This is a genomic window from Harryflintia acetispora (assembly GCA_004340125.1).
GTDB classification, from domain to species: domain Bacteria; phylum Bacillota; class Clostridia; order Oscillospirales; family Ruminococcaceae; genus Harryflintia; species Harryflintia acetispora.
In genome coordinates this window covers 400,842-414,635 of sequence record SLUK01000002.1, presented here as the reverse complement: position 1 = coordinate 414,635, position 13,794 = coordinate 400,842, and the positions used below count along the sequence as shown (strand labels likewise).

The window sequence follows — 13,794 nt, the reverse complement described above, 5'->3', positions numbered from 1 at the left end:
GCTTGACGGAGGAAGAAAAACAGTGGCTTGTCCGAATCGCGCATAAGTCCGAGCTGGCGAAAAGCCCGATCAGCCGGAGGGGCAAGAGGCGGTAATGGGGTGGACGGGGTCGCCAGCAAGTGGTAGAATGTGAGGGGCACAGAAACCAGCTTTGGGTCGGAATGGAATGCGGCTTTGGCGGAAAAAGCGAACGGATTAGAGGAGAGAGAACGATGAAAGATTTATTAAAAGAGAAAACATATAGTTTTGTATGCTCTAAGGATAAGGCATTTATAGTAGCTTTTAACGCTGAAATGAATAGGCTGGGGTATACTTGCAATCAGACAATAGGTGACGGGTATTGCTGGGGGCGAAAAATGATTATATACACGAAGGCAGGTGTGAAAAGCAAAAAATCATACGCCCGGATTTATCTACGGGAGAATGATCTCATTCTTCGCATGTATTTTAGCAGTGTGGACAAGCAGCGACAAGCCATTGAACAGGCCCCCGACTACGTTCAACAAGCCTTTACAGGTGACTACGGTACTTGTAAGCATTGTCACAATATGAAAGAGGACAGTTCATGTAGTCATAGGAAAAGTTATACCATACACGGCAAGAAGTATGAGTTATGCGACGGTTTTGCGTTTTGGTTCTTTTCTCCAGATATTACAAGGATACCGGAATATATTAAGCTGTTTCTTGCCTTTTACCCTGAAAAGGCGAAAAAGCAATAGGTGCGTCTTTGGCGGAAAAGACGTAGCACATCAAATTACATTTTAACTATCTAATCCTCAAAAACCATTGATTTTTCAAGGCTTCACGCCTGTTTTTCATTCAAACCTTATCTGTTTGCCCTTGTTTTTGCCCTTACGAGCCGAAACAAGGGCAACTTTTTATTCCCCGCCGACCACCTTATCCAGCAGCCTTGCGGAAGTGCGCTTCGCTTCCCTTGTAGAGTGAGCGTAGATGTTCATTGTGGTACTGACATCGGAGTGTCCGAGAAGTTCCTGCACATCTTTCGGCTTTGCGCCGCCGGAAAGCAGATTGCTTGTGTAGGTGTGACGGAGCGTGTGGAAATGGAAATCTTCAAGCCCTTTCACTTTCTTCTTTGCCGCCCTGCACATAATCCCTACCGTACTCGGCGCTTCATACGCCCCGTCTGCTCTCAGGCAGACAAAGGAGATTTCCTTGTAATCCTCCGGGACTTCCTCTGTCCTTTGCAGGCTGTAAACCTCATAATAGGTGCGCCCTTTTTCCTTTACTTCTTTGTAGTAGTTCAGGTGATAAAACTCCCCGTAGCGGAAACGGTTTTTGCGCTGTTCTGTTCTCGCCGCCCGCAGGATTGCCGCCAGCGTGTCGCAGAAATCAACGGTGCGGACTTTGCTCCGTTTTGTCGTTCCCACTTCGGTTGTGTGCCTTGTTCCGTTATAGCGCATGCTTCGGCGTACCGTGAGATATTGTTCCTCAAGGTTAATATCCTGCCAAGTCAAGCCGCATACTTCCCCGATACGAAGCCCCGTGTAGTACGCTATCTGCACAGGCAGCAAGGCGGGATTATCTTTTGCCTTGAGAAATTCCTCCAGCTTTTGGAACTGTTCATGGGTGATAGTAGGAATACTGGAAGTATCTTCCTCACTGTCCGAGAAAATATCCGTTTCCTGCTTCCTGCCCCTCAGCTTCACATACTGCATAGGGTTAAAGGTAATCAGTTTTTTCGGGAAAACCGCAAAGCGGAAGGAATTTTGCAACACCGCCGAGAACAGGAGCATATATCCTTTGCTCATGGGCTTTGAAGTTGTCCCGTCCGGGTTTGTCCCACCGTAGCTCAGAAAATCAATGAACGCCTGCAAATGGTCGGCGGTCACGGTTTTCAGCTTGCGTTTGCCAATGGGATATTGCTTGATACGGTTGACCGTTCCCTGATAGGACATGACCGTCCCGTTGCTTAAGTTGCCGGGTTTCAGTTCTTCCTCTACCCACATATCCAGCATATCGCCTACCGTGATGTTTTCCGCTTTCCCGACAAACTGCTTTTCCTCATAGTCCGCTATCGCTTTGCGGAGCATGGCTTCTGTTTCCGCCTTGCTCTCTGTGCCTGCAAACTCTTTCTGCACTTTTCTGCCGCTTTCATCTTCAATATAAAAGCGTCCGTACCACTTTTTGCCTTTCTTTCTTACAGAACCTTTTGCCATAGATAAAAAACTCCTTTCTATCCGTGGCAATCGGGACTGTGACATATGGTGTGCGTAAAGTAATTGTGTCACTTCCGCCAGTGAAAGTCAACTGGCGTCTTTACTTGTCAAGGTGCCACGGAATTTTCTTTTTCGGAAAGCCTTTCTTCGGCTTCCTCCACTATCCCGAAAAGTGCGCCCATCGACATTCTTGTGCGCCCCTCATCGTGGATATGTAAAATCCCGTCTAAAAACCGTTTCATATCCTCAATCGGTACTTCCATCTTCTTGCGGTATACCTGTTCCATGATTGCCCCGGACTCTATGGCGTACCGTCCAAGAGACTCTTTCAGCCCTTTGTCCTCCGCCACACGGTCAACTTCCTCCATAGCATCAGCAAAGTAGCAGGTCATAACCGTATACAGGTCAACCATCTTGCCGAGAAATGTCGTGAGAAGCTGCTGGTGCGGCTCGCCCTTTACTGTATAGGAAACTGTGTCCAGATATTTCCTGATGTGTTCCTCAATATCCCGCTGGCAAAGAGTATAGGTGTCATATTCCTTATCATCGGAAAGACCTGTCAGCCATTCGGGAGTTGTGAGCAACGCTTCCGCAAGACCGTTGATAACCATTGTGCGCTTCGGATCAACTCCGTCCGCTTCATACCGCTGAATGGTGGATTTGTTCACGCCTACACGCCTGCCAAGTTCCGGCATGGTAATGTTTAACTCTGTGCGGCGTTCCTTAATCCTCCTACCGACCTGTTTTGCGGTGAATGTGGTTTCTTTTTTCAAGGTGTTCACCTCCTGACTGGTATCAGTATAACACGCCGATACTTATTTTGCAACCTTTATCTCAATGAAAGTTGTAAATAAACTATGAATGGTTGCAAAATAGGTTGACAAGAGATGGCAGAATAAGTATAATGATAAAACAGTAGTTGCAAAATGAGTATTCTAAAAGGAGGTTGATAGAATGAGCGCAGTCAAAATGGGACTTACCATAGAGGAAGCCGCAGAATGTACGGGTATCGGCAGGAACACCATGCGGAAGCTGGTGGAATGGGGAAAGCTGCCCGTCCTCAAAGTGGGGCGCAAGACCATTATCCGCAGGGACACGCTGGAACGGTTTCTGACGGTCAATCAGGGAAGAAATCTTCTGAAGCCCGATGATGTCCGCAGAGTGGAATGACCATCCATTCTCTTTTCGGAAAGTAACCCTAAGCCCTCGGCGTTTGAGAGCGAAATACACCCCTCGCACAAATCTTCGATTTGTACTCCGGGTATTTCGCCCTTGCAGGGGGCTTCCGTATCAACCGCCTGCGGCGTATGATACGGGGCTGTCACCGCTGCCGCAGCGACAGCCACAACCGTAAACGGTTGCAAAAAAAGGACGCACCTTGACAACAGAAAACGGAGATGATGTATGCCGAGACACAGTTTTATCCAGATGTCAAAACTGCCCAATGTCAAAGGGCGAATATCGTATATTACAAGCCATGCAAGGCAGGAAAATCTCTATGCCACCTACCGCACCGCCGACAGCACCTTTTGGAGCAACCTTGCAAGGGAAAGCCAGCAGGAGTTTCAGCGCAGCGGCACAGAGGGCAAATGTATCGAAGCAAGGGAACTGATTATCGCCTTGCCCGAAATCTATACGCAATACGAGCCGCAGCAGGTACTCACGGACTTTACAGAGGAGTTCCGCAGGCGGTACGGTGTGGAGTGCGTGTCCGCCCTCCACCACAACAAGCGCAAGACAAATTATCATATCCATCTGATTTTCAGCGAGAGGAGGTTGCTCCCCGAACCTGATGTAAAGGTTGCTTCCCGCAGCGTGTTCTTTGACGAGACTGGAAAGCGTGTCCGCACCAAAAAGGAAATCACGGGGGAGGACGGGCAGATACGGAAAGGCTGTACCGTCATCAAAAAAGGCGAGGTATACGAAAGCCATCTGTTTACTACCAAAGATACACGCTTTAAGGGAGAGCCTTTTCTCCGAGAGATAAAGGAAGTGTATACAGAACTTATTAACTGCCATATCTCCGATCCTGAGCAGCACTTAAAGGTATTTGATAAAAACAGCGTCTATCTTCCGGCCAAGAAAATCGGCAAAAATAATCCCAAAGAGGACGAAATCAAAGCCGATAATGCCGCAAGGCAGGAATGGAACAGGACAGCGGATATGGCGTTATTATCAGGTATCTCCGAAGCAAAGATTTTAGAAGTCAAGCAGACAGAGATACACGAAAAGGCGAGCCAGTCTATCAAAAGCAAGGGCTGGCTGCCGGGTCTGTTCCGCAGTATCGTAAACAAGGCTAAGGACTTCCTGCAAAACTTAATCCGTGAACACGATATGCCGCCGAAGCCTGTCCTTGAAATAGATATGGCAGAGTTCCGTACCATGCAAAAGCTGATGATAAAGGCGCAGGATAAGGCGAAAGAAATCCGGCATTTGCAGGATACGGTACTTCCGAAGCTGAAACAACAGCTTGCCGATACAAAAGGGATTTTCAAGGGTAAGGAGCGCAAGGCGCTCACAGAGCAGATACAGCGGACAGAAAAGGAAATCGCTGAAAAGCTGGATAAACTGCCCGATGTTCTGAAAGAGGACGGTTATCCCGATGTGCAGGCGTACATGGCAACCTACCGTAAGGCGGAGGCTGTTGTGGAGCAGTTCAATCGTGACCTTGCCGCATGGGAGCAACAGGTCAGGGAAAAACAGAAACCCGCCAAAAAAGAGCAGGCAAAGCCGCCTGAACGAGAGAGCGTGCTGAAACGCCTGCGTCAGCTTCAGGCGGAGGGTAAGCAGAGAAACCAGCCGAGACAGAGAAAGAAATCCTTTGACAGAGACAGCCGATAGGCACGAAAAACCGCCGCTATGGTATCACCCATGCGGCGGCATACATAAAAATCTTATTTGTGTTCTGCAAGCGTGACTTTCATATCCTGAGCATTGATGCTTGTTTCCTTTTTGCACTTCGGACAGTAGAGAGGGAAGTTTCTTAATTCTGTATCTTCCCGTATCATTGTGCGAGTTTTATTGCCGCAGATAGGGCAATATATCCATTCTGTGGCTTTCATGTTACTTTTCTAATTTCAAGTCTTTTATTTTTTGAGATATTCTCTCAATGACCTGTATAAAACATTCATCACTTTTGCCCGTCGGATCGGGAAGTCCCCAATTATCATCAAACGCTCTACCGATATAGGGACAACCGACATCACACCCCATTGAAATCGCAATATCGGGCGTAGGGATTTTATCAATCGTCTTGCTATACTGGCTTTGCTCCATATCTATCCCATAAAGCTGTTTCATAAGCCGCACAGCGTCCTGATTGATTTGTGATTTTGTTTCTGTTCCGGCAGAATAGAAATCAAACTTATCTCCCGCCAAATGTTTTCCAAGTGCTTCTGCAATCTGACTGCGGCAGGAGTTATGCACACAAATAAAGGCTACCTTTTTCTTATCCATCGTTAAAACCCCAGCTTGTGCAGCAGAGCAACCACATCAGCAGCTTTCAAAACCTTACCCATAGCAACAACCTTTTCGTTGACAACAAGGGCAGGCATACTCATAACACCGTATTCCATTACTTTCTGCATATCGGTAATGTATTCGACCTCTACGGAAAGTCCCATATCCTTTACTGCCTGCTTTGTGTATTCAAATTGTTCGTGACAGGATTTACAACCTGCCCCTAACACTTTGATACAGCAGATTTCTCCCTCTTTCAAATCAGGACAGCAATCGTTTGTAATGCTTTCTGCTTCGCTGGCAGCACAACCGCAGCTACAAGCGCAAGCAGGTGTTTTCTTTTCTTCTTCCTTTTTCTTTCCAAAGTTAAATAATGCCATAATAATAACCTCCTAAAATTAAACAATTAAATATTGTATTGCGTTGAAAAGATAGCCTACAATAATAATACCAGCAGCACATATTCCAATGAAAATACCAAGCAGTTTCGGTTTGACCGCCTTGCGAAGCATAATCATTGAAGGGAGCGAAAGCGTAGTAACGCCCATCATAAAGGAAAGGACAACGCCGAGCAAAGCACCTTTTGCAAGCAGGGCTTCTGCAATCGGAATTGTACCGAAAATATCCGCATACATCGGAATACCGACTATCGTAGCAAGAATTACGCCAAACGGATTATTTTCGCCAAGTGCTTTGACAATAAATTCTTCAGGAATCCAGTTGTGAATGAAAGCACCAATGCCCACGCCGATCAGAACATAAGGAGCAACCTTTTTAGCGGTTTCAACAACCTGTTCCCACGCAAATTTCATACGGTCTTTGAAATGCAGTTCCTCCTGCGGAACATCAATCGAGTGACCGTTTCGGATATATTCTTCCACTTGATTATCGAGGTGCAACTTTTCAATTAGCGTTCCGCCAGCCACAGCGATTACCAAACCGAATATTACATATAAAACAGCAACTTTCCAGCCGAAAATACTCATCAGTAAGACAAGGCTTCCGAGGTCAACCATCGGCGAAGAAATCAAAAAGGAGAATGTAACGCCAAGCGGCAAACCTGCGCTTGTAAACCCGATAAACAACGGAATGGAAGAACACGAGCAAAACGGTGTTACCGTACCGAGCAGAGCGGCGATGATATTCGCCCATATTCCGTGAAATCTGCCGAGTATCTTTTTAGTTCTTTCGGGCGGGAAATAACTTTGAATATACGAGATAATCAAAATCAAAACGCCGAGCAGTACCATAATTTTTACAGTATCATAGATGAAAAACTGAACACTTCCTCCTATTTTGCCCGTGGTATCTAAACCGCAAGCGTTCAAAAATGTTTCAATGAGGCGATTCAGCCAGTTCATACCAAGGACTTCATTTTGAAAAAAGTCCCAAATTGTTTTTAGTGTCTCCATAAAAAGCCCCTTTCATATAGTTATATTGAAATATGTCGATTTATCGTCCCGAATATAAGCCGTGCGGAAAAGCAATCAATAAACTTCCTCACTTTTCACAGCACGACTTGTTTTCGCTTTCAACATCAAGTGTTGTCAACTGCCGCAAACATTCTTTTGCCTGCTCCACACCTTTTTCTGAAATAGAATAGTGTGTCCATTTTCCCTCTTTGCGCCCGACAACTATTTCAGCGTCACAAAGAATTTTCATATGGTGGGAAAGCGTAGGCTGCGTGACATTGATTTCTTCTAGCAACTTGCAAGCACATTTTTCACCTGAACGCAGCAGTTTTATAATCCTAATGCGGTTTTCATCACAAAACGCTTTGAAAATTGCCGCAATTCTTTTTTCATCCATCTCTCTCAATCACCTCCTATAGATAAATGTCTATGTGTTATTATATGCAACACATAGAAAAATGTCAATATATTTTTTTGATTTAAGTGAAACAGCGGTAGGAAAACTAAATCCTACCGCTGTCTTCTTATGCAAAGATGATTTCTTTTTCCACAATCTCCTTTGCACACGCCCGTATGTTATTCATTCTCTGTGTCCATTCCAAAGCGTTTTCCGCCTTTAACTGCTCCGTAATACCCTGCACCCGTTTCATCTGCTCTGTGAGCCTTTCCATGCGTTCCTGCGCCTGCCTGTCGATGTCAGCAAGGTAATTGTTCAGTCTGCCGCTTGTGAACAAGGTTATGTAGGTGGCTCGGCGGTATTCTTTCAGATACCGCAAGTGCCGCTGTCCCCACAAACCAATAGGCTGTTCTTTTTCGGCTGGTAAGATAAGACATGGGATATAATAATCTCCTTGCAGTTCATACCACAGACCATTTTTATCATCGTAAATGTACTTGTCCATTGAAAAATCCTCCGTTATAATATATTCGCACATACATCACAGTTCTCCGATTGCCACACTTTGTTATATCTTGTTATGAGATTTTCTTGCCCTTGTATTTGCCCTTATGAGCAATGAGGGAAAGAGTAAACTTGTGTGTAACCGTATAAAGAGATAAGGCAGACACATTGCGATAAATCCTTTATTTTCAAGGCTTTTGGAGGATTTTATTAAAACACTGTAACCTCTGTTGAGAGGTCATAATTTACTGATATTCAAATTCAAATTTGCGAGGCAAATATGGTTGAAATTAGAGAAATACAAAAACAGGATTATAAAAAGGCGCAGAAGTTTGCAATTCAAGGAATGCACTTGAATTGGTATATGGATAACGAAACCATTCTTTCTCTGTATAGCAAATATTTCTGGCACATGGAGTTAAATCGGGCAACGAAAGCCTACGGTGCGTATGTGAACGATTGTTTTGTTGGCGTGTTGCTTGCTGATATGAAGGGGGAGAAAAAACGATACCATAGCTTTTGGCGAACAATCTTTGTGAAAGCATTTGATATTATGCAAAACATCGTTGCAGGGGAAGGTGTTGGCGCATATGACACAGCGAATAAAGAGATGTTTGCGTCTTTCCGCAAAAAGCAGGAACCTGATGGAGAAATAGTTTTCCTTGCTGCCGACCCGGGATGTAAAGTCAAGGGGGTCGGCACAGCCCTGCTTTCCGCATTTGAAGCGGAAGAAACGGGGAAACTGGTTTATCTCTACACCGACAATGCCTGCACCTATCAGTTTTATGAACACCGAGGATTTACAAAATCAGAAGCAAAAGATGTAGCTATTGACTTGAACGGTAAAAAAGTACCGCTACAATGCTTGTTGTATAGCAAAACAATTCATTAAAGTTTGTAGGGCTGATTTAAGTGCGCCCTATTGGGTTTATTCTGGATTGGACGATCAAGCTGAATCGTCCATCACGCGCCATTAAAAAATGTCCCTACGTCCCGCATAATGTCAAAATACCCCGTCGTATGTTTATTAAGAAATATTCGTACTCCCATTACTAAGGCTAAAACGTTTGCTCTTGCGGAAGATGAAGAAATTTTGATAAAAAGGTTACGTTTATTTCCTCTTGATTTAAGAGAACAGCTATTATTGACTATTGAAAAAATCGAAGCACATTTGGCACGTTTACAAGAAAAAGAAACCTAAGAACCGGACAAGTTCATCTTGTCCGGTCTACTTTTTTAGAGGTGTTAAAGAGAGTAAGTGCGATGGCAAGCAGTGCAAGCGTGTACACACTTGCCATTTTTGCCCCGGCCCTCCTTAAGGGGCCGGGGCAAAAATTTGCTTGTTGGGGAGTTCCCCAATCCCCCTCACATGCAAATGTGTCCCATGGTGGGACACATTTTTTTGAATTCGGAATTTCCGAATTCAAGGGAAAGACGAGCCACCGCATGGCGTAAACAAACCATTTTATTTTGTATTGGATAACCGAGCGATAGACAAGCACGCTATGAGATTATCCGCTTTGTCAACCGTTTTCATCCGTTCTGCTATTTAACTCGGAGCGTGGCCGCCACTTTGCCTTGCCCCTCCACGCGTAAAAGACGGGCTATTAGCATAAGCCAATAGCCCGTCTTTTCTTGTTACATTCCGCTTGCCGACTGTCCAATCTGAATCCTTCTCAATACTTCCTTATTGGGTGTCAACTGATGGTGGTCCCTTCTTTTCATATATTCAGCGGATGATGAACAGATAGACGGCCAAAAAGTGCAGCAGGCTGCCCAGCAGCACGAAGACGTGGAAAAGCTCATGGAAGCCGAAGCGCTGGAAAAGGTTCGGCTTCTTGAACGCATAGATCACGGCGCCCAGGGTGTAGCACAGCCCCCCCAGCGCGATCAGCCAGAGGCACCCGGACGGCATGCGCAGGATGGCCGCCGGGTCGAGGACGATCGCCCAGCCCATCGCGATATAGAGCACGGTGGACAGCCAGCGCGGCGCGCCCATCCAGACCACCTTCATCGCGATGCCGCAAAGCGCGACCGCCCAGATTCCCAGGGTGAGGTAGAACCCCTCGCGCCCCTCGGAAAAGGCGAGCAGCAAAGGAGTATAGGTCCCCGCGATCAGTACGTAGATCATCGCATGGTCCAGCTTGCGCAGGCGCAGCAGAGCCGGCGCCGAGCAGTGGACATAGTGGTAGAGCGAGCTTGCGCAGTACAGCGCGGTCAGCGAGAGCCCGAAGACAAGCCCGGCGATCAGCAGGGAGCGGGGCGTTTCGCCGCGAAGTGCGGAAAACACCAGCAGCACCGTGCCCACCACCGAAAGGACCGCCCCGAAAAAATGGGTCGCACTGTTGACAGGCTCGCGGGCGCCGGAAAAAAGTGTTTTCAAAAATCGCACCTCCAAGTATTGATAATTTAAAATATAGTTTTTAAAACTATTTTATATTTATAGTATAACATATTTCGGCGGGATTACAAGAGCAGAAATTGATAAGCATTGCAAAATATGGTACAATAGCCACAATATAGCCGTTATGCAACTCTACGATCGCAAGAATTTTACCTGGGAGGTAGAAACCATGCCGGATATGAAGGAAGAAATGATGGACCTGGTGCGCCGCAGCTTTGACGACGACGATATCCCGCCGCAAAGCATCCCGGACATCGACCTGTATATGGACCAGATCATCACCATTTTCGATCAGAACCTTGGCGGGAATAAGCGGTACGAGGACGACAAGCTGCTGACCAAGACGATGATCAACAATTACAGCAAGGAGGGCGTCCTCAAGCCGATCAAGGGAAAAAAGTACACCAAGGAACACATCATCCAGATGCTGCTCATTTACAACATGAAAAACACCCTCACCATCCAGGAGATAAAAAGGGTGCTCTCGGGCGTCTACGAGGAGGAGGACTTCGACGAGAAGGCGCTCGAGGAGTGTTACCGGCAGTTTCTGACCTTCAAGCAGATCGAGCGGGACACCATGCCGGAGGTCATCCGTTCGATGTTCCGCAAGTCGCCGATCGAGCTGCGGGGCAAGAGCGACCTGATGGTGCTGCTGCTCTCGATGTCCGCGATGTCGCTTTATATGAAACGGATGGCTGAAACGGTGATCGATGAATATTTTGGGCCGAAGGAATAATGGATTATACCGTTTTCAAACAGAAAGGGGAGGGAACTATGGTTTATTTTGATAAGCCGGGCAAACAGAATACCGAACGGACCTTGCAGCTTGCGGTGCAGGCGGCGAAGGAGGAAGGGATCGGCGCGCTGGTGGTGGCCACCGGTTCGGGATATACGCCGCTGCTGCTGAAAGGCGCGGCAAAGGAGCTTGACATCGTCGTGGTGACCCACGCCAACGGCTACAGGGAGCCGGGGGAGCAGGAGCTGCCCGCACAGGTGCGCCGGGAGCTCCAGGACTGCGGGATGGCGATCGTCACCGCCACCCATGTGCTCAGCGGGGCGGAGCGGGGGATCTCGAAGAAGTTCAGCGGCGCCTATCCGGTCGAGATCATGGCCCATACCCTGCGCATGTTCGGGCAGGGCACCAAGGTCTGCGTCGAGTGCGCCGTGATGGCGCTGGACTGCGGCGCGATAAGGCCGGGTCCGGTGGTCTGTGTGGGCGGGACCGGCAGGGGAGCGGACACGGCCTGGATCCTGCGCCCGGCCCACGCGGCCAATATCCTGGACACCAAGCTGGACCGCCTGATCTGCAAGCCGCTGCTTCCATAGCAAAGAAAAACCGGGGCCTGCCGCAAATGACTGCGGCAGGCCCCGGTTTTTTTAAGGGAATCGGTTAATTCATCATTTTGTTGACGGCGCTCACCAGGGCATAGACCGAGGCGGTCATGATGTCGTTGTGCCGCCCGGCGCCCCAGCTGGTCTTCCCGTCGGGGCCGGTGATCCCGACATAGGCCATCGCGCGGGAGGTCGAGCCGATCTCCAAAGCGTGCTCCTTGTAGACCAGGTTGGAATAGCTGATCCGCAGGCCCCGCTGCAGCGCGTTGCTGACGGCATCCAGACGTCCGTTGCCCGAGGCGGTGAACTCCTGTTCCTCGCCGCTGACCTTCACCCAGACGGTGGCGTGGGTCTCGCCGTTGGCGGCAATCTTGTAGTTGACGAATTTGACCGGCGCGTCGATGTTGACATATTCCTTCTGGAAGATGTCATGGATCTCGTCGGGCAGCAGCTCCTTATGCAGATGGTCGGAAACGCTCTTGACCTTGTAGCCGAAATCCTCGCGCATCTTGGGCGGCAGGTCGAGGCCGTACTTCTGCTCGAGCAGGTAGCCGATCCCGCCCTTGCCGGACTGGGAATTGATCCGGATGACGTCGCCCTCGTACTCCCGGCCGATGTCCTTCGGGTCGATCGGCAGGTAGGGGACGGTCCAGTGCTCGCAGTTCTTCTCGTCCCGCCAGTGCATCCCCTTGGCGATGGCGTCCTGATGGGAGCCGGAGAAGGCGGCGAAGACCAGCGCGCCGGAATAGGGCTGGCGCTCGTAGACGTGCATGCGGGTCAGCCGCTCGTAGAGGGCGGTGGTTTCGGGTAGACACGAGAAGTCGAGCCCCGGGTCGATCCCGTGGGAATACATGTTGAGCGCCAGGGTCACGATGTCCACGTTGCCGGTGCGCTCGCCGTTTCCGAAGAGGGTGCCCTCGATCCGGTCGGCACCGGCCAGCAGCCCGAGCTCGCTGTCCGCGATGGCGCAGCCGCGGTCATTGTGCGGGTGGAGCGAGATGATCACGCTCTCGCGGTATTTGAGGTTGTCGTTCATGAACTCGACCTGGTTGGCGTAGACGTGGGGCATGGACATCGAGACAGTGACCGGCAGGTTGATGATAACCTTGCGCTGGGGCGTGGGCTTCCAGATGTCCAGCACCGCGTTGCAGATTTCCAGGGCGAATTCCATCTCGGTGCCGGTGAAGCTCTCGGGGGAGTACTCGAAGCGGAAATCCCCATCCGCCTCGGCGGCGCGCTTTTGCAGCAGCTTTGCGCCCATCACGGCGATGTCGATGATCTCTTCCTTGCTCTTCTTAAAGACCTGCTCGCGCTGGGCGACCGAGGTGGAGTTGTAAAGGTGGACCACCGCCTTCTTGCAGCCCTTGAGCGCCTCGAAGGTCTTTTCGATGATGTGCTCGCGGGACTGGGTGAGCACCTGGATGGTCACGTCGTCCGGAATCAGGTCCTGCTCGATGAGGGTGCGCAGGAACTCATATTCCGTTTCGCTGGCGGCTGGGAAACCGATCTCGATCTCCTTGAAGCCGACTTTCAGCAGGTGCTGATAGAATTCCAGCTTCTCCTCGAGGCTCATCGGGACGATCAGCGACTGGTTGCCGTCGCGCAGGTCGACGCTGCACCAGACCGGCGGGTGGTCGATGTATTCCTTTTGGGCCCATCTCATCTCGCAGTGGGGCGGAAGAAAATAGCCCCTCTTGTACTTTTCTACGTTTTTCATCTGCCAAACACCCTTTCCTGATTTGTTATCAAATGAAGTATTTACATATAACAAAAAAGCCCTTCACCTCTTCGTTAGAGGCGAAAGACTTTCAGTCTCACGCGGTACCACTCTAATTCCATATTCCCCAGCGGGCAATATGCTCATTCGCGGATACGGACCCACAGGGGCCTTATATCCTCCCGGGGTAACGGCCGGGTTCCGGCGGCGCCTACTACGAAGTACGGTTCAGCGGGCTGCTCCGAGGCGAGTTCAGGGCTCTGCTCCAGCTGCTTTTCACCTGCCAGCAGTTCTCTGGATGGAGAAGGAGGCCTTACTGTTCCTCATCTGCGCATTTGAGAGATATTATTAATACTATAAGCTCTTTTCGGCGAGTTGTCAAGGGGGACTTT

At 49.0% G+C, this 13,794-nt stretch carries 16 protein-coding genes and 1 other annotated feature; of the genes, 6 read left to right on the top strand and 10 right to left on the bottom strand.

The genetic code is table 11. The features are described from left to right. Positions 1 to 212: 212 nt before the first annotated feature. Complete coding sequence (locus EDD78_RS04575) at positions 213 to 719, top strand: hypothetical protein (RefSeq protein ID WP_132084110.1); 507 nt, start codon at positions 213 to 215, stop codon at positions 717 to 719. Positions 720 to 878: 159 nt separating this feature from the next. On the opposite strand, the gene EDD78_RS04570 is transcribed toward EDD78_RS04575, so the two are convergent. Continuing rightward, on the bottom strand, positions 879 to 2,177 hold the full coding sequence (locus tag EDD78_RS04570) for a tyrosine-type recombinase/integrase (RefSeq protein ID WP_002586625.1): 1,299 nt from the start codon (positions 2,175 to 2,177) through the stop codon (positions 879 to 881). Between the two features lie 107 nt (positions 2,178 to 2,284). Beyond that, the gene (locus EDD78_RS04565) at positions 2,285 to 2,959 is read right to left on the bottom strand and encodes a helix-turn-helix domain-containing protein (protein ID WP_225363674.1); all 675 of its coding nucleotides are present in this window, start codon (positions 2,957 to 2,959) and stop codon (positions 2,285 to 2,287) included. Positions 2,960 to 3,131: 172 nt separating this feature from the next. On the opposite strand from EDD78_RS04565, the gene EDD78_RS04560 reads away from it, so the two are divergent. Further along, complete coding sequence (locus EDD78_RS04560) at positions 3,132 to 3,347, top strand: helix-turn-helix domain-containing protein (protein ID WP_002586623.1); 216 nt, start codon at positions 3,132 to 3,134, stop codon at positions 3,345 to 3,347. A gap of 234 nt (positions 3,348 to 3,581) precedes the next feature. Next, positions 3,582 to 5,018, top strand: a complete 1,437-nt coding sequence (locus tag EDD78_RS04555; RefSeq protein WP_002586622.1) for a MobA/MobL family protein — start codon at positions 3,582 to 3,584, stop codon at positions 5,016 to 5,018. A gap of 53 nt (positions 5,019 to 5,071) precedes the next feature. Here EDD78_RS04555 and EDD78_RS04550 read toward each other — a convergent pair whose 3' ends face one another. The 6 genes from EDD78_RS04550 to EDD78_RS04525 all read right to left on the bottom strand — a co-directional run bounded on the left by EDD78_RS04550 (position 5,072) and on the right by EDD78_RS04525 (position 7,950). Then, positions 5,072 to 5,239, bottom strand: coding sequence for a cysteine-rich KTR domain-containing protein (locus tag EDD78_RS04550; protein ID WP_074141147.1), 168 nt, complete (start codon positions 5,237 to 5,239; stop codon positions 5,072 to 5,074). A gap of 1 nt (position 5,240) precedes the next feature. Beyond that, positions 5,241 to 5,633, bottom strand: coding sequence for an arsenate reductase ArsC (locus tag EDD78_RS04545; protein ID WP_002586621.1), 393 nt, complete (start codon positions 5,631 to 5,633; stop codon positions 5,241 to 5,243). Between the two features lie 2 nt (positions 5,634 to 5,635). Continuing rightward, entirely contained in the window at positions 5,636 to 6,016 is a 381-nt protein-coding gene (locus EDD78_RS04540) for a thioredoxin family protein (protein ID WP_074141146.1), read from the bottom strand. 18 nt (positions 6,017 to 6,034) lie between these two features. After that, on the bottom strand, positions 6,035 to 7,048 hold the full coding sequence (locus tag EDD78_RS04535; RefSeq protein ID WP_087224410.1) for a permease: 1,014 nt from the start codon (positions 7,046 to 7,048) through the stop codon (positions 6,035 to 6,037). Between the two features lie 88 nt (positions 7,049 to 7,136). Then, the gene (locus tag EDD78_RS04530; protein WP_002586618.1) at positions 7,137 to 7,445 is read right to left on the bottom strand and encodes an ArsR/SmtB family transcription factor; all 309 of its coding nucleotides are present in this window, start codon (positions 7,443 to 7,445) and stop codon (positions 7,137 to 7,139) included. A 127-nt stretch (positions 7,446 to 7,572) separates the two neighbouring features. Continuing rightward, positions 7,573 to 7,950, bottom strand: a complete 378-nt coding sequence (locus EDD78_RS04525) for a TnpV protein (RefSeq protein WP_002586617.1) — start codon at positions 7,948 to 7,950, stop codon at positions 7,573 to 7,575. Between the two features lie 279 nt (positions 7,951 to 8,229). On the opposite strand from EDD78_RS04525, the gene EDD78_RS04520 reads away from it, so the two are divergent. After that, positions 8,230 to 8,841 (top strand): GNAT family N-acetyltransferase, encoded by a 612-nt coding sequence (locus EDD78_RS04520; protein WP_132084109.1) that lies wholly within the window; start codon positions 8,230 to 8,232, stop codon positions 8,839 to 8,841. A gap of 837 nt (positions 8,842 to 9,678) precedes the next feature. Here EDD78_RS04520 and trhA read toward each other — a convergent pair. Further along, positions 9,679 to 10,332 carry a PAQR family membrane homeostasis protein TrhA gene (gene trhA, locus EDD78_RS04510; RefSeq protein ID WP_132084107.1) on the bottom strand — a complete coding sequence of 218 codons (654 nt, stop codon included), beginning with the start codon at positions 10,330 to 10,332 and terminating at the stop codon, positions 9,679 to 9,681. A gap of 190 nt (positions 10,333 to 10,522) precedes the next feature. Between trhA and EDD78_RS04505 the strand changes: the two genes are divergently transcribed. Both EDD78_RS04505 and EDD78_RS04500 read left to right on the top strand, forming a co-directional pair. Continuing rightward, positions 10,523 to 11,089 (top strand): DUF1836 domain-containing protein, encoded by a 567-nt coding sequence (locus EDD78_RS04505; RefSeq protein ID WP_242942154.1) that lies wholly within the window; start codon positions 10,523 to 10,525, stop codon positions 11,087 to 11,089. A 38-nt stretch (positions 11,090 to 11,127) separates the two neighbouring features. Continuing rightward, positions 11,128 to 11,679, top strand: a complete 552-nt coding sequence (locus tag EDD78_RS04500; RefSeq protein WP_079700429.1) for a pyruvate kinase alpha/beta domain-containing protein — start codon at positions 11,128 to 11,130, stop codon at positions 11,677 to 11,679. A 64-nt stretch (positions 11,680 to 11,743) separates the two neighbouring features. On the opposite strand, the gene EDD78_RS04495 is transcribed toward EDD78_RS04500, so the two are convergent. Further along, entirely contained in the window at positions 11,744 to 13,402 is a 1,659-nt protein-coding gene (locus EDD78_RS04495; protein WP_132084106.1) for a 2-isopropylmalate synthase, read from the bottom strand. Between the two features lie 73 nt (positions 13,403 to 13,475). Continuing rightward, positions 13,476 to 13,741, bottom strand: a binding site (T-box leader). Positions 13,742 to 13,794: the final 53 nt, after the last annotated feature.

What these genes read in the sequence shown, in the direction of transcription:
- EDD78_RS04575 (WP_132084110.1), top strand. Translation starts at nt 213, where the DNA reads ATGAAAGATTTATTAAAAGAGAAAACATATAGTTTTGTATGCTCTAAG.
- EDD78_RS04570 (WP_002586625.1), bottom strand. Translation starts at nt 2,177, where the DNA reads ATGGCAAAAGGTTCTGTAAGAAAGAAAGGCAAAAAGTGGTACGGACGC.
- EDD78_RS04560 (WP_002586623.1), top strand. Translation starts at nt 3,132, where the DNA reads ATGAGCGCAGTCAAAATGGGACTTACCATAGAGGAAGCCGCAGAATGT.
- EDD78_RS04555 (WP_002586622.1), top strand. Translation starts at nt 3,582, where the DNA reads ATGCCGAGACACAGTTTTATCCAGATGTCAAAACTGCCCAATGTCAAA.
- EDD78_RS04550 (WP_074141147.1), bottom strand. Translation starts at nt 5,239, where the DNA reads ATGAAAGCCACAGAATGGATATATTGCCCTATCTGCGGCAATAAAACT.
- EDD78_RS04545 (WP_002586621.1), bottom strand. Translation starts at nt 5,633, where the DNA reads ATGGATAAGAAAAAGGTAGCCTTTATTTGTGTGCATAACTCCTGCCGC.
- EDD78_RS04540 (WP_074141146.1), bottom strand. Translation starts at nt 6,016, where the DNA reads ATGGCATTATTTAACTTTGGAAAGAAAAAGGAAGAAGAAAAGAAAACA.
- EDD78_RS04535 (WP_087224410.1), bottom strand. Translation starts at nt 7,048, where the DNA reads ATGGAGACACTAAAAACAATTTGGGACTTTTTTCAAAATGAAGTCCTT.
- EDD78_RS04530 (WP_002586618.1), bottom strand. Translation starts at nt 7,445, where the DNA reads ATGGATGAAAAAAGAATTGCGGCAATTTTCAAAGCGTTTTGTGATGAA.
- EDD78_RS04525 (WP_002586617.1), bottom strand. Translation starts at nt 7,950, where the DNA reads ATGGACAAGTACATTTACGATGATAAAAATGGTCTGTGGTATGAACTG.
- EDD78_RS04520 (WP_132084109.1), top strand. Translation starts at nt 8,230, where the DNA reads ATGGTTGAAATTAGAGAAATACAAAAACAGGATTATAAAAAGGCGCAG.
- EDD78_RS04505 (WP_242942154.1), top strand. Translation starts at nt 10,523, where the DNA reads ATGCCGGATATGAAGGAAGAAATGATGGACCTGGTGCGCCGCAGCTTT.
- EDD78_RS04500 (WP_079700429.1), top strand. Translation starts at nt 11,128, where the DNA reads ATGGTTTATTTTGATAAGCCGGGCAAACAGAATACCGAACGGACCTTG.
- EDD78_RS04495 (WP_132084106.1), bottom strand. Translation starts at nt 13,402, where the DNA reads ATGAAAAACGTAGAAAAGTACAAGAGGGGCTATTTTCTTCCGCCCCAC.